This window comes from Dactylosporangium sp. NPDC050588, from assembly GCF_040654975.1.
GTDB classification, from domain to species: Bacteria; Actinomycetota; Actinomycetes; order Mycobacteriales; family Micromonosporaceae; genus Dactylosporangium; species Dactylosporangium maewongense.
Map to the genome: position 1 here is coordinate 45,250 of NZ_JBFAJA010000081.1, position 18,526 is coordinate 63,775.

17 protein-coding genes are annotated in these 18,526 nt (G+C 72.7%); 1 reads left to right on the top strand and 16 read right to left on the bottom strand.

Annotated features, from left to right (window positions below; all coding sequences use genetic code 11):
* Positions 1-481: 481 nt before the first annotated feature.
* The 16 genes from AB0I21_RS43080 to AB0I21_RS43155 all read right to left on the bottom strand — a co-directional run bounded on the left by AB0I21_RS43080 (position 482) and on the right by AB0I21_RS43155 (position 17,691).
* Positions 482-3,199 (bottom strand): AAA family ATPase, encoded by a 2,718-nt coding sequence (locus AB0I21_RS43080; RefSeq protein WP_360569489.1) that lies wholly within the window; start codon positions 3,197-3,199, stop codon positions 482-484.
* Between the two features lie 102 nt (positions 3,200-3,301).
* Positions 3,302-4,558, bottom strand: coding sequence for a hypothetical protein (locus AB0I21_RS43085; protein ID WP_360569491.1), 1,257 nt, complete (start codon positions 4,556-4,558; stop codon positions 3,302-3,304).
* A 92-nt stretch (positions 4,559-4,650) separates the two neighbouring features.
* Positions 4,651-5,676, bottom strand: coding sequence for an NAD-dependent epimerase/dehydratase family protein (locus tag AB0I21_RS43090; protein ID WP_360569493.1), 1,026 nt, complete (start codon positions 5,674-5,676; stop codon positions 4,651-4,653).
* 9 nt (positions 5,677-5,685) lie between these two features.
* Positions 5,686-6,528: a glycosyltransferase family 2 protein gene (locus tag AB0I21_RS43095; RefSeq protein WP_360569495.1), complete on the bottom strand. Its 843-nt coding sequence runs from the start codon at positions 6,526-6,528 to the stop codon at positions 5,686-5,688.
* 85 nt (positions 6,529-6,613) lie between these two features.
* Positions 6,614-7,783, bottom strand: a complete 1,170-nt coding sequence (locus AB0I21_RS43100) for a nucleotide sugar dehydrogenase (protein ID WP_360569497.1) — start codon at positions 7,781-7,783, stop codon at positions 6,614-6,616.
* Positions 7,784-8,188: 405 nt separating this feature from the next.
* Positions 8,189-10,675, bottom strand: coding sequence for a phenylalanine--tRNA ligase subunit beta (gene pheT, locus AB0I21_RS43105; protein WP_360569499.1), 2,487 nt, complete (start codon positions 10,673-10,675; stop codon positions 8,189-8,191).
* Between the two features lies 1 nt (position 10,676).
* A complete protein-coding gene (gene pheS, locus AB0I21_RS43110; protein ID WP_360569501.1) occupies positions 10,677-11,786 on the bottom strand; it encodes a phenylalanine--tRNA ligase subunit alpha in 1,110 nt (369 codons plus the stop codon).
* Positions 11,787-11,929: 143 nt separating this feature from the next.
* Positions 11,930-12,739: an RNA methyltransferase gene (locus AB0I21_RS43115; RefSeq protein ID WP_360569503.1), complete on the bottom strand. Its 810-nt coding sequence runs from the start codon at positions 12,737-12,739 to the stop codon at positions 11,930-11,932.
* A 4-nt stretch (positions 12,740-12,743) separates the two neighbouring features.
* Complete coding sequence (rplT, locus tag AB0I21_RS43120; RefSeq protein WP_344503591.1) at positions 12,744-13,106, bottom strand: 50S ribosomal protein L20; 363 nt, start codon at positions 13,104-13,106, stop codon at positions 12,744-12,746.
* A gap of 87 nt (positions 13,107-13,193) precedes the next feature.
* On the bottom strand, positions 13,194-13,388 hold the full coding sequence (gene rpmI, locus AB0I21_RS43125) for a 50S ribosomal protein L35 (RefSeq protein ID WP_360569506.1): 195 nt from the start codon (positions 13,386-13,388) through the stop codon (positions 13,194-13,196).
* A gap of 165 nt (positions 13,389-13,553) precedes the next feature.
* Positions 13,554-14,195: a translation initiation factor IF-3 gene (infC, locus tag AB0I21_RS43130; protein WP_360569526.1), complete on the bottom strand. Its 642-nt coding sequence runs from the start codon at positions 14,193-14,195 to the stop codon at positions 13,554-13,556.
* Positions 14,196-14,414: 219 nt separating this feature from the next.
* Positions 14,415-14,870 (bottom strand): PH domain-containing protein, encoded by a 456-nt coding sequence (locus tag AB0I21_RS43135; RefSeq protein ID WP_360569508.1) that lies wholly within the window; start codon positions 14,868-14,870, stop codon positions 14,415-14,417.
* Between the two features lie 10 nt (positions 14,871-14,880).
* Complete coding sequence (gene hisG / locus AB0I21_RS43140) at positions 14,881-15,735, bottom strand: ATP phosphoribosyltransferase (RefSeq protein WP_360569510.1); 855 nt, start codon at positions 15,733-15,735, stop codon at positions 14,881-14,883.
* Between the two features lie 46 nt (positions 15,736-15,781).
* Positions 15,782-16,051 (bottom strand): phosphoribosyl-ATP diphosphatase, encoded by a 270-nt coding sequence (locus AB0I21_RS43145; protein WP_239136318.1) that lies wholly within the window; start codon positions 16,049-16,051, stop codon positions 15,782-15,784.
* Positions 16,052-16,132: 81 nt separating this feature from the next.
* Complete coding sequence (locus tag AB0I21_RS43150) at positions 16,133-17,155, bottom strand: Gmad2 immunoglobulin-like domain-containing protein (protein WP_360569512.1); 1,023 nt, start codon at positions 17,153-17,155, stop codon at positions 16,133-16,135.
* Entirely contained in the window at positions 17,152-17,691 is a 540-nt protein-coding gene (locus AB0I21_RS43155; RefSeq protein ID WP_360569514.1) for a SigE family RNA polymerase sigma factor, read from the bottom strand. Before AB0I21_RS43155 ends, AB0I21_RS43150 begins: the two co-directional genes overlap by 4 nt.
* Positions 17,692-17,818: 127 nt before the next feature.
* On the opposite strand from AB0I21_RS43155, the gene AB0I21_RS43160 reads away from it, so the two are divergent.
* Positions 17,819-18,331, top strand: a complete 513-nt coding sequence (locus AB0I21_RS43160) for a hypothetical protein (protein ID WP_360569516.1) — start codon at positions 17,819-17,821, stop codon at positions 18,329-18,331.
* Positions 18,332-18,526 lie beyond the last annotated feature (195 nt).

Below are 18,526 nucleotides of genomic sequence, written 5' to 3' on the forward strand. Positions count from 1 at the left end.
CATTCCCTTCAACTGATACACTGCGTAGCCCTCTGACTGCACCACCCAAGGTCAATTAGGTGGATGGAGTTAGGATGCTGGAGACCGGAACGCAGCGGCCATCACGGGTCCCGTAACCGCTCGCCGACCCGACCACCGCTTTCGCCTCCCAGCCCGCCAACCCACCACAACCCGTCCCGCCTTCACGCGCGCGAACACAGGAAGCAAACCTCGGCGCTGCCCGGTCGAGCGATCACGCGGGTCGAGCGGTCCACGGCCGTCGTGCCCTGGTGGCCCCGGCAGAGTCGACTGGCCACGCGCTCCGCACTCCAGCACGGGCCCGATGGGTGCGACGACGGCGGCCGACCACCGGATGCGGCGCGCACGCGCGATCCCAGCCAGCGCGGCACGCGCGGCTGTGCGCCGCGCAGCGGCGCATTGGGGTGCGGGTGAGAATCCCCGCCGGGACCCGCCGCGCCAGCGGTGGGGCGGAAGCACAGCGCTATTCAGGGTCTAGGACGCGGGCCAGTTGGGCGCGGTTGCGGACGTTCAGGCGGCGGTACAGGCGGGTCAGGTTCGCCTCGACGGCCTTGATCGACAGGAAGAGGGCGCGGGCGATCTCGCGGTTCGTGGCGCCGGCGCGGACGAGTTCCACGATGCGGCGTTCGGTCTCGGAGAGGCCTGCGCCGCGGCCGCCGTCGAGGCGGGCCAGGTCGGCGGCGGCGACCTCGCGCCAGGGGTGTGCCTCGGCGGCCGCGTAACGGCGGACGGCCTCGGAGAGGGCGGCCCGGGCGGCGCCGCGGCGGTGGGCCCGGCGTTCGAGGCCGCCCAGCGTGTAGTACGCCCGCGCGACCTCCAGCGGGTACGGGTGGTCCTGCCACTCCTCGATCGCCTGGTGCAGCGCCTCGGCGCCCTCGCGGGCCTCGCCGGTGGCGGCGGTGAGGACGGCGCGGGCGCGGGCCAGGCCGAGGAAGACGACGGTGCGGTCCAGGTGCCGGGCGTGCTTGTACACCTCCTCGAGCACCTCGGCGGCCTCGGCCCGGGCGCCGGCGCCGACGAGGGCCTCGATGAAGTCGGCGTGCCAGGGAAGGATGCCGGGGTCGAGGCGGCCGAGGCGCTGGTCGAGGGCGTACGCCTCGCGCAACGTCTCGGCGGCCGCGACCGGGTCGCCGCGCAGCATGTGCACGAGGCCGGAGGCGGCGTAGGCGAGCTTGATCCAGTCCTCGTCGCCGGCGGCGAGGCAGGCCGCGAGGCCGCGTTCGGCGTAGCCGGCGGCGGCCGTGGCGGTGCCGCCGCCGCTCTCGGCGAGGGCGGCCACGAGGTAGCCGGGGCCGGGGGTGGTCTCGACGTCGACGTAGAGGCGGACGCATTCGCGGCCGGCGGCGACGGCGTCGGCGCAGCGGCCGGCGCGCCAGTAGACGCCGGCGACGGACACGAGGACGGAGGCGAGGTCGCGGACGGTGCCGGCCCGTTCGACGGCGATGCGCAGGGCCTCGATGCGGCGGACGGCCTCGCCGGTCTCGCCCTTGAAGAGGCGGCTCATCGCGGCGACCTGCCGGGCGGCGACGGTCGCCGGGGTCAGGGAGAGGCCGCGGGCGAGCTTGCCGGCGCGTTCCAGGTATTCGTCGCCCTGGGTGCCGAGCAGGATGTTGCCCTTCCAGCTGAGCACCTCGACGAGCCGCTCCATGTCACCGCACAGCTCGGCGGCCTCCTCGGCGCGCTTGAGCTCGGCGAGGGCTCCTTCGCCGTCGCCGTCGTAGTAGGCCTTGACGCCTTTGTACAGACGGACGTGGGCGAGCAGGTCGGGGGCGTCGACGGCCTCGACGAAGGCGGCGTCCAGCAGCGGGCCGGAGTTGGAGTGGTCCTCGCCGGACATCTCGACGAGCAGGAGCCGGGCGCCGATGCGGGTGCGGCGGTCGGCGGCGTCGCGCAGCGCGGCGGTCGCGTGCCGGCGGGCGGCGGCGGGCGATCCGGCGGCATACGCGTACTGCGCGGCGCTCAGCCGGCGGACCGCGCCGACGCCGGGGGTGTCGCGCGGTGTGCGGTCGGCCGCGAGGGCCGCGAGGTCGGCGGCGACGGCCGGGGCACCGCGGAGGCGCGCCGCGGACGCCGCGTCGGCGAGGCACTCCGCGAGGGCCTCGTCGGGTTCGGGCCGGGCGGCGGCGAGGTGCCGGGCCCGGTCGACCGGGTCGGAGACGGTGTCGGCAAGGCGTTCGTGGGCCTCGCGGCGGGCGGCGGCGGTCGCGTCGGCGTACACCATCTCGCGCAGCAGCGGGTGGCTGAACCGGATCGCTCCGTCGGCGTCGGCATCCAGCACCGACGACGCCAACGCCGCGTCGAGGTGGTGCTCGGCGAGGCCGCACCGCTGCAGGAGGGCGAGGCTGGGACGGGCGGCGGCCGCGACGACCAGCAGCGCGGGCCAGTCCGGGGCGGGCAGCGCCGCGAGCCGCGCGGCCAGCAGCGAGCGGAGACGGTCGGGCACGGGCAGCGGGTCGGTGGTCGGCACCGGTGCCACGCCGAGCGCGCGGCCGAGCTCGACGGCGTACAGCGGGTTGCCGGCGCTGGCCTCGTAGATCCGGTGCAGGTGCGCGCGTCCGGCCTCGGCGCCGAACCTGGCCCGGAGCAGGTCGGCGACGTCGCTCTCCGGCAGCGGCGGCACCAGCAGCGTCGTGCCCGGCGGTGGGCACAGGTCGAGGCGGGTGGGGCGGTCGCCGTCGGTGATCCGCTCGGCGGCGAGGATGCGCACGGGTGCATCGCCGAGCCGGCGGGCGACGAACCGGAGGACCTCGGCGCTCGGCTCGTCGATCCACTGGACGTCGTCGAGGACGAGGAGCAGGGTGCGGTCGGCGGCGAGGGCGCGCAGGAGCTCGAGCACGGCGAGGCGCACGGCGAGCTGGTCGTGCGGGGTCGCGGGCAGGGCGCTGCGCAGCAGGGCGCCGTCGAGGGCGGCCCGCAGGTGCGCGGGCAGGTGCTCGGCGGCGTCGGGCGCGCCGTCGAAGAGGTCGACGAGCGCCAGGTACGGCAGGTCCGCCTCGGCCTCCGCGGCGGCGGCGCGCAGCACGAGCGCGTCGGTCTCGGCGCCCGCGATGGCGTCGAGGATGGTGGACTTACCGATGCCCGCGGGGCCGTAGAGCAGCACGCCACCGCCGCCCGCAAGGCGCTCGCGGGCGTGCGCCAGGAGATCGGCGCGGCCGAACGGTACAACCGGCCAGGTGCTCACCACCACTGTTCCACCACGACGCCGAGTCTCTCCCGAACGCCACGCCGCCGCAACGGCTGCCCAACGCGGGTGAGCGTCCAGGCGTCGCGATGTTGAACACCGTCAGCGGAGCCGGTCGCAGGGCAGGACGGCCTCCCAGCCGAGGACCGGCCACTGTGCGGTATGGACCGTCACCCTCCGCAAACGGGGCTCCGCTTGGCATTGGGCGCGGGCGTACGACACGGTGGTGTCCCAGCGCGGGAGGCCGTCGGTGTAGCCGCCCGGTCGCAGACCGGCGACGCTCACCGCCGCCACGAGTGTCGCCAACGCGACAAACGGGACGGCCCCGAACCGGCCGTCCGGACGATCGCCGGGGAGTGTCAGAGCTACGGCCGCGGCGATGTTGGGCAGCGTGATCAGCACCAGGTACCGGCCCTCGGGGGCGCCGTGCACGGCGAGCTGGAACGCGCCCGCGAACGCGGCGAACCCGGCCAGGAGCGCCGCGAGCCGCCACTGCGGCCGGGTCTGGCGCAGCAGCGCGAGCGCGACGCAGGCGGCGGGGACCGCCAGGCCGAGCAGCACGACGGCACGGTGCGAGAGCCATGCGTCGTCGAAGGCGTCGAGGAAGCCGAGGAACGAGCGCGGCACGCCCCAGCGCAGGTAGGTGCCGGCGACGGAGACCGGGTCCAGGTCGGGCCGCTCCCCCACGTCCCGCCGGGACCCGCCCGCCAGCAGCGGCACGAGCTGCAGCGCCGCACCGGGCAGCAGGGCACCGGCCCGCAGCAGCGCGTCCCGGTCCCGGCGGAGCCCGAGCCGCAGCAGCGCCACCGGCACGAGCAGCAGCCCGAGGATCGAGTTGAGCACCGCGAGGGCCGGCAGGGTGTACGCGACCACCCGCGGGAAGGTCCGCGACGGTGACCACAGCAGCATCCACAGTCCCGCGTACACGAGGGGGAACTGCAGCTGCGCGAGGGTGTTCGGCACGTACCCCACCGGCACGGCGGCGGCCCCGGCGACGACCCAGGCGCCGGCCCCCAGACGGTCCCGGGCACCGGCCCCCAGACGGTCCCCGGCGCCGGCCCCCAAGCGGTCCCGGGCGGCGGCGAACACGGCGGTGGCCAGCAGCGCGGTGAGGGCGGCGGCGAAGGTGGCGTTGAGCGCCGCGGCCCAGGAGACGGGGAAGAGGGCGATGACGGCGAAGCACCCGCGGGCCACGGTGTGGAAGTAGCCGTTGAAGGGCGTCGCGAAGGGTTCGTACCAGGGCAGGCTCAACGCGTCGGTGAGGAACTCCTGCCCGTCCTCGGCCCAGACGCTGTTGAACCCGCCGCGGAGCAGGCCGGCGGCGAAGAACAGCGGCAGGGCCCAGCGGACAGCGTTCACACCGGGTCAAACGAACGGGCGCCCCGCACCGCAGTGCGAGGCGCCCGCCGCATTAACAGCCGGCCCGCCGGAAAACCGAGCGGGAGCGGAACCTACAGCTTGCCGTCGGCCACGGCCTGGGCCACCCACGGGATGACCTCGTCGAGCATCTCGTCGAGCGAGGTGGTCGCCTCGTAGCCGAGGACCTCCTTGGCCTTCGACACGTCCGGGACGCGCTTCTGCACGTCGTACTCGTACGGGTCGTCGGACACGACGCTGAACGGCACGCCGTCGCCCTTGATCTTCTTCCAGATCACCTCGGCGAGCTCCAGCACCGTGGTCGACTCGGCGGTGGAGATGTTGAAGTCCTGGTTGAGGGCGTCGTCATGCTCCATGACGGCGATGATGCCCTTGGCGAGGTCGCCGCCGTAGGTGTAGTGGCGGACCTGCTCGCCGGTGCCGAGGATGTGCAGCGGGTCCTGGCCCTTCACGATCTTCTGCACCAGGTCGGGCACGACGTGCGACATGGCGAGCTTCACGTTGCCGGACAGGACCTCGACCTCGCCGAGCGCGCGGCCCTCGCCGACGCCGACGCAGTTGAACGGCCGGACGATCGAGTAGGGCAGCTTGTACTGGTCCCAGGCCGCCTTCGCGTAGTACTCGACGGCGAGCTTCTGGAAGCCGTACGACGACAGCGGCGGCGGCACGAGACGCTCGTCGCCCTCCTTCGACGGCCAGTGCGTGGTCGACTCGAAGACCATCGACGACGACAGGTAGGTCATCTTCTTGAGGTTGCCGTCGCGGTGCGCCTTGATGGCCGCGTCGCAGGAGGAGGCCATGATCCGCTCGTTGGTGGCGAGCAGGTCGTAGGCGTAGGCGTGGAAGTAGGAGATGCCACCGATCATCGCCGCGCCGGCGATGAAGTGGTCGCAACCGTCGAGCAGCTCCGTGACGAGGTCGACGTCGCGCGCGTCGCCCTCGACGAACCGGTAGTCGGGGTGGGAGTCGTAGCTACGGGTGACCGGACCGTACTTCGAGTAGTTGTCCAGGCCGACCACCTGGTAGCCGCGGGACAGCAGCTCCTCGACGACATAACCACCGATGAAGCCGGCCGAGCCGGTGACCAGGACCTTTGGCACAGACACTCCTTAGTTCTGAACTGCTTCGTGATTGCTGGAAAAGGTGTCGCGGACCTCGGCGGGGGCCACCGTGGACGCCGCGCGGGCCGCCTGCGCGTCGTCGCGGGCCGCGGACGACGCCGGACGCTTCGCGAGCTGTTCCATGGTGAGCCTGCGGCCGAACGCGAACCGGTACCACTTCAGGTAGCTGGGCAGGAACCGGCCGACGTCGAAGCGGGACTCGCCGAGCTGGCGGTCGAGCCAGATCGTCGGGATCTCCGCGACGGGCAGCCGCAGCCGCGCCGCCTTCGCGGTCAGCTCGATGCCGATCTCGAACCCGGTCTTGCTCTCGATGCCGACCTGCCGGACGTACGCCGTCGAGTACGCCTTGAAGCTGTTGGTCGCGTCGCGGGTGCCGACGCGGGCGAACATGTACAGGGTCCGGCCGGCGCCGCGGGACAGCGCCCGCTTGAACCGGGGGCCGCCGACCTGCTGCCCGCCGGGCATGTACCGGGACGCGGCCGCGACGACCACGCCACGCTCGACGAGCCGGGCGAGGTCCTCGATCTGGCGCGGGTCGTCGGAGCCGTCGGCCATCGTGACGACGGCGACCGGGGCGCGGGCGACGTCGATGCCGAAGCGGATCGCGTTCGCCGGGCCGCGGCCGTACGTGTTCAGCACGGTGCGGACGCGGGGGTCGCGGGCGGCGACGCTGTGCGCGAAGGGCACGGTGGTGTCCTCCGGCATGTCGTGCACGACGAGGACCTCGGCCGGCATGAGCACGGCGCGGAGGATCCGTTCGAGGCAGGGCACGATCGCCTCGCCCTCGTTGTACACGGGGATGACCACAGAAACCTGCGGCGTAAGAGTCATGCAGGCACCTCCGCTACGCTACGGCGCCTGCCTGACCGGTCGCTGCGACACTGTATGCCCAGACCTCCGCTGCGCTCCGGTCCGGTCATACCCGCACGCCCTTGTTGGTGATGCCCCACATGTCCGCGACCGGGATGTCGGTCTGCAGGTCGCGGTACTCGGGGTGCGGCGCGGCGATGATCAGCAGGTCGGCCTTGGCGAGGACCTCGTCCTGCGACACGAACCGGTCGTCCTTGACGTACGGGTCGCTGCAGAGGGTCTCCTTCGCCTTCAGCATGACGACCTTGCGCAGCTTGTAGGCCAGGGACTCGCGGATGTCGTCGCTGCCGCCCTTGAACGCCATGCCGAGGATGCCGACCGTCATCTCCGACAGGTCGAAGCGCTCCTGCAGCTTCGACACGACGTACAGCGGCAGTCCCTCGTTGATCAGCATGGCGCTGTGGCCGAGGACGAACGTGTTGTTGGTGAACGCCGCCAGCTGCATCGTGTCCTTGAGCAGGCACGGACCCGCGGCGAAACCGGCGCCCGGCATGTCGTTGGCGCGCGGGTACTGGAAGCGGATGGCGTGCCGGATCCGCTCGAAGTCCAGGCCGAAGTCGTTGGACATCATCCAGAACTGGTTGGCGGCGGCGAACTTGATGTACCGCCACGTGTTGGTGAACAGCTTCGCGAGCTCGGCCTCCTCGGGCTCGAGCCGCACGATGTCGCTCGCCAGGTTGCGGAACAGCTTCTCGGCCCGCTCCATCGCCGCGGGGTTGCGGGCGGCGACGATCTGCGGCAGCTCGAACAGCTCGGTCATCGCCTTGCCCTCGGCGATGCGCTCGGGGCAGAAGGCCACGTCGGCCTGCACGCCGAGGCGCGTGATGAGCTTCTCGGTGAGGGCGGTGACGCCGGGGTGCACGGTGCTGCGCAGGACGATGAGCTGGCCGTCGCGCAGGTATTCGGCGCAGCGTTCGATCGCCGCGGGGACCGCGCCGATGTTGGGGTTGAGGTGCTCGTCGACGGGCGTGCCGACGATCACGACGAGGTGCTCGGCCGACGCGACGGTCGCCGGGTCGGTGCTGGCGGTGAGCCTGCCCTCCTTGACGGCGGTGGCGAGCGGCTCGGCCGCGCCCTCCTCGTCGAACGGCAGCCGTCCGTCGTTCACCACCGCGACCGCGGCGGCGTTGATGTCGTACAGGGTGACCTGCAGGCCGCGGGAGGCCATGGCGATGCCGAGCGGCAGTCCGACCCGGCCGCAACCTCCGATGATCACGACGTCGGTCGTGAAACCTGCCGATGCACTATCGTCTGACACGCGCTGCCCCTCCAGGAGAGCCGAGATCGAAGCCGGCGCTTGGCGCGGGCCGAGCCTTCAGGATGACCTCACGCCACGTGACAAGACGGAGGATGGCTCGGCGCCGTGACGGTACCACTTCTGCACTTGCGGCTCCCGACCCGTTCAGGGTGAAGCGTCCCGCCCCACACCTTTCCCCCGCCTTTCCCGCCAGCGGAAATATCGCTCGGTCCGATATCTGACCGTCGCCTGGCAGGGGCCTCGACCGTTGTGACCAACCGTTCGGGCGGCCGCATCTGTCCGATGCGGCCGCCCGTGTTCGGCTGTGCGGAGGGTCACCTCCGGCAGGCGCGCCGCCCGGGCGGTCACGCCGCGCGTCTGCGGTCACGCGCCCCTGAGGGTCGCGCCGAAGCGGTCGGCGGCGACGGCGACGGCGGCGTCGCGGGCTGCGAGGGCCTCCTCGCCGGTGAGCGTGCGGTCCGGGGCGCGGAACGTCAGCTTGTACGCCAGGGACTTGCGTCCCTCGCCGAGCTGCTCGCTCTCGTACACGTCGAAGAGCCGCACCGATTCGAGCAGCGCACCCGCTCCGTCGGTGAGCGCGGCCTCCACGTCGCCGGTCGGGGTCGCGGCGTCCACGACGAGCGCCACGTCGAGCAGCGCCGTCGGGAAGCCCGACAGCCGCGGCGCGGTGGCCACGTCCGGCAGCGGCAGCGCGTCGAGGTCGAGCTCCATCGCCACGGTGCGGCGGGGCAGGTCGAGGTCGGCGCAGACCGCCGGGTGCAGCTCGCCGGCGTGCCCGACGACGGCGTCGCCGACGAGCAGCGCGGCGCAGCGGCCCGGGTGCCACGGCGCGACCGCCGCGGATCCAGTGGCGGCCTTGACGGTGATCGTCACCCCGGCCGCCTCGGCGGTGATCCGGGCGGCCTCGACGGCGTCGGCCCAGTCGGCGGGGCGGCCCGCGCCCCACCAGCCCGCCGGGTCGGCGTCACCGGCGATGACGGCGGCGACGTGCCACGGCTGGTGCGGCAGCAGCGCCTCCGCGGCCCGCAGCTCCTCGGCCGGCGGCGGCCCGTCGACGCCCGCGGCCGGCGCGACCTGGACGGGTCCGCCGGGCAGGAAGACGGTGCCGAGCTCGAACAGCGCGACGTCCCGCAGGCCGCGGCCGAGGTTGCGGCGCAGCGCGCCCAGCAGCGGCGGCAGCAGCGTCGTGCGCATCCCCGGCTCCTCCTCGGAGAGCGGGTTGCGCAGCAGCACCATGTCGCGGCGGGGGTCGCCGGCCGGGATCCGCAGCGCGTCGAGGGTTGCCTCGCCGACGAACGGGTAGCACAGCGACTCGACGAACCCGGCGTCGGCGAGGGCGCGGCCGACGGTGCGGCGGCGGCGCTGCGTGACGGACAGGCCCGCGCCGGGCGGCGCGATCGGCAGGACGCTGGGGATCCGGTCGTACCCGTCGAGGCGCAGCACCTCCTCGACCAGGTCGGCCGGGTCGACGAGGTCGAGCCGCCAGCTCGGCGGGGTCACGACCGCGCGCCCGTCCTCGACCTCGACCGCGGCGCCGATCATCGTCAGCACCTCGACGACCCGCTCGGGCGTGTAGTCGATGCCGGCGAGCTCCGACGGCCGGGTGAGGGCCATCGTGACCGGCGCCGGCGGCGTGACCGCGTAGACGTCGGTGACCCGCTGGTCGACGGTGCCGCCGCCGTGCTCGGCGAGCAGCGCCGCGGCCCGCGCGCATGCGGCGGCGGTGATCTGCGGGTCGACGCCCCGCTCGTAGCGCTTGCCGGCCTCGCTGGGCAGCTTGTGCCGGCGGATCGTGCGGGCGACCGACAGCGGGTCCCAGTGCGCGGCCTCGAGGAGCACGTCGACGGTCGTCGCCGACACCTCGGTGGTGCTGCCGCCCATGACGGCGGCGAGCGACACGACACCGGAGTCGTCGGCGATGACGATGTCCTGCGGGTCGAGGGCCCGCTTGACGCCGTCGAGCGTCGTCAGCGTCTCCCCCGCGGCGGCGCGCCGCACGACGAGGGCGCCGGTGAGCCGCTCCAGGTCCCACGCGTGCATCGGCTGGCCGGTCTCGAGCATCAGGTAGTTGGTGATGTCGACGGGCAGCGAGATGGACCGGACGCCGGCGACGGCGAGGCGGGACTTCATCCACTGCGGGGTCGGCGCGGCCGGGTCGACACCGCGGACCGCGACGGCGGTGAACCGGTCGCAGGCGACGCTGTCGCGCACGTCGATGCGGTACGCGTCGGTGCCGTCGCCCTCGATCGGCACGATCGCCGCGACCGGGTCGCGGTACGCGCCGCCGAGGGAGTGCGACAGCTCCCGGGCGAGGCCGCGCACGGAGAAGCAGTAGCCGCGGTCCGGGGTGACGTTGACCTCGACGACGATGTCGTCCAGCCCCACGATCGGCCGGGCCTCGGCGCCGGGCGCCGCGGTGCCGGCGGGCAGCACGATGATGCCCTCGTGCTCGTCGGAGACGCCGAGCTCGCGGGCGGAGCAGATCATGCCGTTGGAGATGTGTCCGTACGTCTTGCGGGCGGCGATCGCGAACCCGCCGGGCAGGACCGCCCCGGGCAGCGCGACGACGACGAGGTCGCCCTCGGCGAAGTTGCGGGCGCCGCAGATGATGCCCTGCGGCTCGGGGTTGCCGACGTCGACGAGGCAGTACCGGATGGGCTTCTTCAGCCCCTGCAGCTCCTCGATCGACTCGACCCGGCCGACGACGAGGGGACCCTCGACGGACGCGCCGGCGTCGGTCATCTCCTCGACCTCGAGGCCGACCTTGACGAGGGCCTTCTCCAGGCCGTCGGCGGTCAGGTCCGCCGGCAGGTCGACGTGCTCACGCAGCCATGACAGGGGTACGCGCATCTCAGGCCTCCCATCCGAACGCCCGCGCGTAGCGCACGTCGCCCTCAACCATGTCCCGCATGTCGGCGGCCGCGTTGCGGAACATCAGCGCCCGCTCGATGCCCATGCCGAACGCGAACCCGGAGTACTCGTCGGGGTCGATGCCGCAGGCGCGCAGCACCCGCGGGTTGACCATGCCGCAGCCGCCCCACTCGACCCAGCGGGCGCCGTCACGGTGGTGCGGGAACCACATGTCGATCTCGGCGCCGGGCTCGACGAACGGGAAGTAGGACGGCCGCAGGCGGGTCTCCGTGCCCGGGCCGAACAGTCCCTTGACGAAGTGGTCGAGGGTGCCCTTCAGGTGCGCCATCGTGATGCCCTTGTCGATCACGAGGCCCTCGACCTGGTGGAACACGGGCGTGTGGGTCGCGTCGAGCTCGTCGGTGCGGTACACCCGCCCCGGGCAGACGATGTAGATCGGCGGCTTGCTGGTCGTCATCGTCCGCGCCTGCACGGGTGACGTGTGCGTGCGCAGCACGATCCGCGAGTCGACGTCCTTGGCGACCTCATGGGTGTGGTCGGGGCCCGCGCCGCCGGCGGCGACGAAGAACGTGTCCATCATCGAGCGCGCCGGGTGGTCCGGGTGCATGTTGAGGGCGTCGAAGTTGTACCACTCCCACTCGGCCTCGGGGCCTTCGGCGATCTCGTAGCCCATGCCGACGAACAGGTCGCCGACCCGCTCCATGATCTTGGTCAGCGGGTGCTGGGCGCCGCGGGGGCGGCGGCCGGTCGGGAGGGTGACGTCGACCGTCTCCTCCACCAGGACGCGCTCCTCGCGCTCCGCGGTCAGGGCGGCGAGCCGGGCGTCGAACGCCGCCTGCACCGCGACGCGGGCCTCGTTGACGCGCTTGCCCGCGTCGGCCTTGGCCGCCGGTGGCAGCGAGCCGATCTCGCGGCGGGCGAGGGAGATCGGGGCGCGGTCGCCGAGGTGCTGCGACTTCAGCGCGGCGAGGGCGTCGAGGTCGCTCGCGCCGGCGAATGCCTTGTCAGCGCTTGCCACGGCGTCGTCCAGGGCGTCCTGGGCGAGCAGCATCGCCTGCTTCGGGTCATACGGATCATTGCGGTACGTCATCGGACTCTTCCCACGGGAGGTTGGCCCCATTACAGGCCCCGGACAGTGTAGAGAAGGGCGCCCGCCGGCCGTGGGAAGGTGTCAGGAGGTGCGACGTCCTGCCCGCCCACCGTCACCGGCGGGCCAGATAAACAGGCGCGTGCTCACATCGACTCCTTTGACACGTTCAGTGCTTTCGCCGAAGCGTACAGGCACACCGCGGCGGCCGCAGCCAGGTTCAGGCTCTCGGCGCCGCCGAGGATGGGCACCCTGACGCGCGCGTCGGCGGCGTGCTTGAGTTCCTCGCGGAGGCCGTGCGCCTCGGATCCGAACAGCCACGCGGTGGGCCGCTCCAGGTCGGACAGCTCGAACAGGTCCGAATCGCCGTAACCGTCGGCGGCGAGGACCCGCAGGCCGGCGTCGCGCAGCGCGGTGACCGTGGCGGCCGCGTCGCGGGCCCGGACCACGTCGACGTGGAACAGGCTACCCGCGGAGGAGCGCACCGCCTTGCCGTTGTACGGGTCGACGCTGTCGCCCGCGAACACGACCGCGGTCGCGCCGGCGGCGTCGGCGGTGCGCAGGACGGTGCCGGCGTTGCCGGGGTCGCGGATGTCGGCGCAGACGGCGACCAGCCGGGGCTTCTTGCGCAGCGCGTCCGCGAGGGGGACGTCGCGCTGGGTGCAGACGGCGACCAGGCCCTGCGGCTGGACGGTCTCGGTGAGCGCGGCGAGGGCCTCGTCGTCGACGACGCTGACCCGGGCCCCGTCCAGGAGGGCGGCGTGGCGGGTGAGGGCGTCGGCGGTGCAGTACACCTCGACGGCGACGCCGCAGCGGAGCGCCTCGCGGACCGCCTGGGGGCCCTCGGCGAGGAAGCGGCCGGTCTCGTCCCGGTCGCGGCGGCGCTGCAGCCGCCGGGCAGCGACAACCCGGGGGGTCCGTGTGGTGAAGACCGCCCCGGGTTGCCCAGTTCGCACTGCGTCAGGCTGCGGCAACGGCCGTCTTCGCCACCGCGACCAGGCCGCTGAACGCCTTCGCGTCGTTGACGGCCAGCTCGGCGAGGATCTTGCGGTCGACCTCGACGCCCGCCAGGCGCAGACCCTGGATCAGGCGGTTGTAGGTGAGGCCGTTCGCGCGGGCGGCGGCGTTGATACGGGTGATCCAGAGCTGGCGGAAGTCACCCTTGCGGTCGCGCCGGTCCCGGTAGGCGTACTGCATCGAGTGCAGCATCTGCTCCTTGGCCTTGCGGTACAGCCGCGAGCGCTGCCCGCGGTAGCCGCTGGCGGTCTCCAGAACGGTACGGCGCTTCTTCTGGGCATTCACTGCCCGCTTCACGCGTGCCACGGTTCGTTACTCCTCATGCGAGACCGGCCCTGAGTCATGCGGGCCGGTCGGAAAAGTCAGGAAAGGGGGGAGCTGCGGTACGCGTGATTAGAGGCCGAGCATCTTCTTGACGCGCGTGGTCTCGGTCTTGGCGAGCTCGACGGTGCCGCTGAGCCGGCGGGTCCGCTTGCTGGGCTTGACCTCGAGCAGGTGGCGCTTGCCGGCCGGCTCGGCGATGAACTTGCCGCGACCGGTGATCTTGACGCGCTTCTTCATCCCGGAGTGCGGTTTGAACTTCGGCATGGCTGATGTTGCCCCTTCATGTGCGGCGCGCCAGAGCCGGCACCCTCCCCGTCGGAACGAGAGGGTGCCGTGGCGCACCGGCGCACAGGCCGGGATGACCGCTGTGCGGGTCCCGCCCGCACGACGCGGTCGTTGTGGTGTGGTGCAGTGGTGCCGGGTGGTGCTCTATCCCTGGTCGGCGGTGACGACCTCGGGCAGGACGGCTGCTTCGCCCTCCGGCGCGGCGGTGTCCCCTCCGGTGTCCACTGAGGAATCCTCAGCGCGACCCTCACGGGAAGCGGTCGCCGCGGCCTTCACGTTGCGGTGAGGCGCGAGGACCATGATCATGTTGCGGCCGTCCTGCTTCGCGGACGCCTCGACGAAGCCCAGCTCCGAGATCTCCTCCGAGAGCTTGCGCAGCAGCCGGAACCCCAGCTCCGGGCGGCTCTGCTCGCGGCCTCGGAACATGATCGTTACCTTGACCTTGTCGCCCTGCTTCAGGAACCGCATGACGTGACCCTTTTTGGTCTCGTAGTCGTGCGGGTCGATCTTCGGGCGGAGCTTCATCTCCTTGATGACGGTCTGCTGCTGGTTACGCCGGGCTTCCCGGGCCTTGAGCGCGCTCTCGTACTTGAACTTGCCGAAGTCCATGAGCTTGCAGACGGGCGGGCGTGCCATGGGCGCAACTTCGACCAGGTCCAGGTCCACGTCGGCGGCCAGCTGGAGTGCGCGCTCGAGCGGGACGATGCCCACCTGCTCACCCTCCGGGCCGACCAGCCGGACCTCACGTGCCCGGATCTGCTCGTTGACGCGTGGCTCGACGCTGATGTGGCCTCCTCGATCGGTGCTGTCTGGTGTGCCGACCGAAGCGGAAAAGCCCCCGGATGCGCAGCGCGCATGCGAGGGCCCACTCGACCACACCACCCCGCAACGAGGCCATGCGATCAGACCGGGACCCGGCTGCCCAGAGCTGCACGGGTGGGAGTTTTACCTCCGCTTCGAACACGCCTCGCTCCATTACGGGACGCGGCGTGCGGTCGACTCCAGCTACTCTACCACGCTGCTCGTCAGCGACGCCGCGTGCAGGGCCCGCAGCCCGCGGGCCGCCTTGACCGCGTGGTCCTTGTCCGCGATCTGCACCGCCATCACCGAGACCCGCTCGTCGTCGTGCAGGTCCAGGGTGAGCCACGGGGCGCCACGGCCGAACGTGACGGCGCGCACCACGTCCCACGGCAGGTCGTAGGAGCCGATGATGTTCTGCACCCGGACCCCGGTCTCGTCGGCCTCGACCTTGGGCCTGGCCATCAGCAGGATGGCGAGCGCGGCGCAGATCCCCAGGCCGATCATGGCGGCCTGGTCACCGCGCTGGAAATAGCCGGGGCCGTCGCCGGTCTTGCCGTGCAGCCCCATCGCGATGAGCGTGAAGACCACCACGACCACGGCGGCGAGGACGAAGGCAAGGATCCTGGCGCGCCGCGGACGGGCGAGAACGGTGCTGCTCACACCGATGAGACTACAACCGGCACGCGTGGATGCCGGTCACCAGGATGGCCCGGGCGCCCACCTCGTACAGCTCGTCCATGATCCGGTGCACCTCGTCGCGCTGGACCATCGCCTGCACGGCGACCCAGCCCTCGCGGTGCAGCGGCGACACCGTCGGCGACTCGATGCCGGGGGTCAGCGCCACGGCCGCGTCGAGCGCGTCGGCGCGCACGTCGTAGGCGAGCATCACGTACCGGCGGGCCACCAGGACGCCCTGGAGGCGGCGCAGCAGCTGCTTCGCCGCGGGAGCCAGCTCACCGGTCCCGCTGCGGCGCACCAGTACCGACGACGACTTGAGGATCGGCTCGCCGAAGGTCTCCAGCCCGGCCTGGCGCAGGGTCGCCCCGGTCTCGACGACGTCGGCGATCACGTCGGCGACGCCGAGGCGGATCGCGTTCTCCACGGCGCCGTCGAGCCGGATGACCTCGGCGGTCACGCCGTGCTCGGCGAAGTAGCGCTCCATCACGCCCGGGTAGGCGGTCGCGACCCGCAGCCCGGCCAGGTCGGCGGGCTTGTCGCCATCGATCGCGCCGGCCACTCCGGCGAAGCGGAACGTGGCCCGCCCGAAGCCCAGGTCGAGCAGCTCCTCGGCGCCGCTGTCGGCGTCGATCAGCAGGTCGCGGCCGGTGATGCCGAGGTCCAGGTCGCCGGAGCCGACGTAGGTGGCGATGTCACGGGGGCGCAGGTAGAAGAACTCGACGTCGTTGGCCTCGTCACGGCACAGCAGGTCCTTGGGGTCGGAGCGCTGGCGGTAGCCGGCCTCCTGGAGCATCTGGGCGGCGGGACCGGACAGGGTGCCCTTGTTGGGCACGGCGATACGCAGCATCGGTGGGCCTTTCGAAGACAGGAGGGACGGGATCGCGGCTACCGGCCTACAGATGTCGGTAGACGTCCTCCAGCGACAGCCCTGTCGCCAGCATCAGGCACTGCACCTGGTACAGCAGCTGTGAGAGCTCCTCGGCGGTGCGCTCGCGACCCTCGTGCTCCGCGGCCATCCAGCTCTCGGCGGCCTCCTCGACGACCTTCTTGCCGATGAAATGGACGCCCTTCTCCAGCGCGGCGACCGTGCCGGAGCCCGGGGTGCCCGCGGCGGCCTTGGCGGTCAGCTCGGCGAACAACTCGTCAAAGGTCTTCACGGGCACGAATTCTCGCAGGCCCGGCCGCGAAAGGGGAATCACGATCACGACAGGCGTGTCCTGCCTCACGCCGCACGGTCGGCCGGTTCACCCCACCGTGAACTCGTGGTCGTCCACTCCCTGGACGCTGCCGTCCGCCATCGAGACGTAGTACGCCTCGATCGTGTACCGGCCGGTCGCGAGCGTCAGCGGCACCCTCGCCTCACCGACCGCGGGCGCGCCCGCCGTCAGCTGCACGGGCTGGTCCACGACGACCTGCTCGACCCCGCCCACTCCCCCGCGGATCCGCAGGTGCACGGTGCCCTCCGGCACGATCCCCGCCAGGTGCACGGTGAACGACTTGCCGACCACCTGCCCCTGCTGCGGGTCGATCACCCACACCGGCGCGTAGATCTCCGACGGCGGCAGCTGCTTCACCGGCCGGCTGGTGTCGACCGCGCCCCACAGCTTCGCCACGGCCGAGCCGTCCACCGTGATCCGCACCCCGTCGATCCGCTTCACCGACGTGTACGACGCCGCCGCGGCGACCGTCGACACCAGCTGCTGCACCGCGAGCGCGGGCGTGCCGGACCGTGGCCCCGCACCCACATCGGCCAGGTCGACGACCACGACCCTGCCGTCGAAGGCGACCCCGCGCACCGTCACCGAGTCCGGCCACAGCGACAGATAGTCGGGGTCGGCGGCGGTACCGGCGCGCAACGCCTCACCGACGGCCGCCGCCACCCGGTGCGCGTCGTCGTCGACCGGGAGCGGCAGCTCGTGGAACTCCCGCACCAGCCGGTCGTTGCGGGCGTAGTACACCGGCAGCAGCACCGTCACGGGCTGCTGCGCGGTGGGGGGCGGCGGCTGCGAGGGAAGCGTCGGCGCGGGCACCGCCGGCAGCCGGTCCTGCGTCCCGTCCGGCCCCGGCACCCGTTCGGGGACGAACACCACCACCGCGAGGGCGATGACGGCGGCGACCGCCGCGGCCGCGGCGAGGACCGCCCAGCCGCCCCGGCGCCGCTGCTCGATCCGGCCGCGGATGCGCGGCAACGCGTCCGGCGCCACCTCGACGGTGTCGACCTGCGCCTGCAGCGCCGCCCGCAGCCGGTCCTCCGGCGACATCTTCATGGTGCCTGCTCCAGACCGAGCCGCAGGGCGGCCATGCCCCGGGCGGCATGGCTCTTCACCGACCCCTTGCTGACCCCCATCGCGTCGGCGATCTCGGCCTCCGACAGCTCGGCGTAGTACCGCAGCACGATCGCCTCCCGCTGGCGCGCCGGCAGGCGACGGACCGCCTCCAGGACCTCCCGGTGCCGCAGCAGCGCCAGCGCCCCCGTCTCCGCGCTGGCCACCGTCGGCTCGTCGACCTGCCGCCGCGCCGCCACGTACCGGTCGGCGACCCCCCGGTGCCGCAACGCCGACCGCGCCCCGTTGACGACGCTCGTGCGCAGGTAGCCGAGCGCCTTGTCCGCGTCCCGCAGCCGCCACCAGCGCCGGTGCAGCCCCACGTACGCGTCCTGCACCACGTCCTCGGCGGCCTGCTCGTCGTGCAACAGCAGCACCGCCAGCCGCACGAGCCCGCGGTAGTGCGCCGAGAACAGCGCGGTGACCGCCTCGTCGGCGCTCCACTCGCGCGCGGCGTCCCGGGCGGGCTCTGCTAGCACCGCCCTACCGTCCCATGGCGTGGTCCCCACGTCGGCCGTCACGCACCTACGACGCGCGAGCGGGTTTCCAGGTTTACCGCGATCACCCGAAAGGCGAACTCCGCCCACCCTGGATAGGCTGTTCTGCGTGGAAACCGTGCCGAAGTACACCGACGAAGAGTGGGGGCTCCTCGTGGGCCTGCCCCAGTCCGTGCTGATCGCCGCGTCCCAGGCCGAGCAGGACGGCGCCCGCCGCACCCGCGAGGAGTGGACGGCGGGCATGACGGCCATCGCCGACGGCCGCGACTCCGCCAGCGACCTGGTCCGCACGGTCGCCGCCGACGTCGTCGCCCGCCAGGGCGACATCGACGAGGACGCCGTGGGCGGCTTCGCCGGTGGCGTCGAGCCCCCGATCATCGAGTTCCCCGACCGCGCCGCGGGCATCGCCGACGTCATCGAGCGCGCCAAGGCCGCCCACGCGCTGCTGGCCGCGAAGGCGACCGACGCCGACGCCGAGTCCTACCGGTACTGGCTCATCACCCTCGCCGACCAGGTCGTCAGCGCCGCCAAGTCCGGCGACGTCCTGGGCTTCGGCGGCGAGCTCATCACCCCCGCCGAACGCAACTTCCGCGACACCCTGGCCGCCGTCCTGGAAGTCTGAAACCCGCCTTCGGCTTCGCCGTAGCTCACCTCCCCGCTGTTTCCCGCTTTCGGCTTCGCCGTAGCTCACCTCCCCGCTGTTTCCCGCTTTCGGCTCCGCCGTAGCTCACCTCCCCACCGCTGCCGCGGCGGGGCCCGCCGGGGGATTCTCACCCCGGACCCCCAATGCTCGCTGCGCTCGCACAGCCAGCGCTCC

What these genes read in the sequence shown, in the direction of transcription:
- AB0I21_RS43095 (WP_360569495.1), bottom strand. Translation starts at nt 6,528, where the DNA reads ATGACTCTTACGCCGCAGGTTTCTGTGGTCATCCCCGTGTACAACGAG.
- pheT (WP_360569499.1), bottom strand. Translation starts at nt 10,675, where the DNA reads ATGCGCGTACCCCTGTCATGGCTGCGTGAGCACGTCGACCTGCCGGCG.
- pheS (WP_360569501.1), bottom strand. Translation starts at nt 11,786, where the DNA reads ATGACGTACCGCAATGATCCGTATGACCCGAAGCAGGCGATGCTGCTC.
- rpmI (WP_360569506.1), bottom strand. Translation starts at nt 13,388, where the DNA reads ATGCCGAAGTTCAAACCGCACTCCGGGATGAAGAAGCGCGTCAAGATC.
- hisG (WP_360569510.1), bottom strand. Translation starts at nt 15,735, where the DNA reads ATGCTGCGTATCGCCGTGCCCAACAAGGGCACCCTGTCCGGTCCCGCC.
- AB0I21_RS43150 (WP_360569512.1), bottom strand. Translation starts at nt 17,155, where the DNA reads ATGAAGATGTCGCCGGAGGACCGGCTGCGGGCGGCGCTGCAGGCGCAG.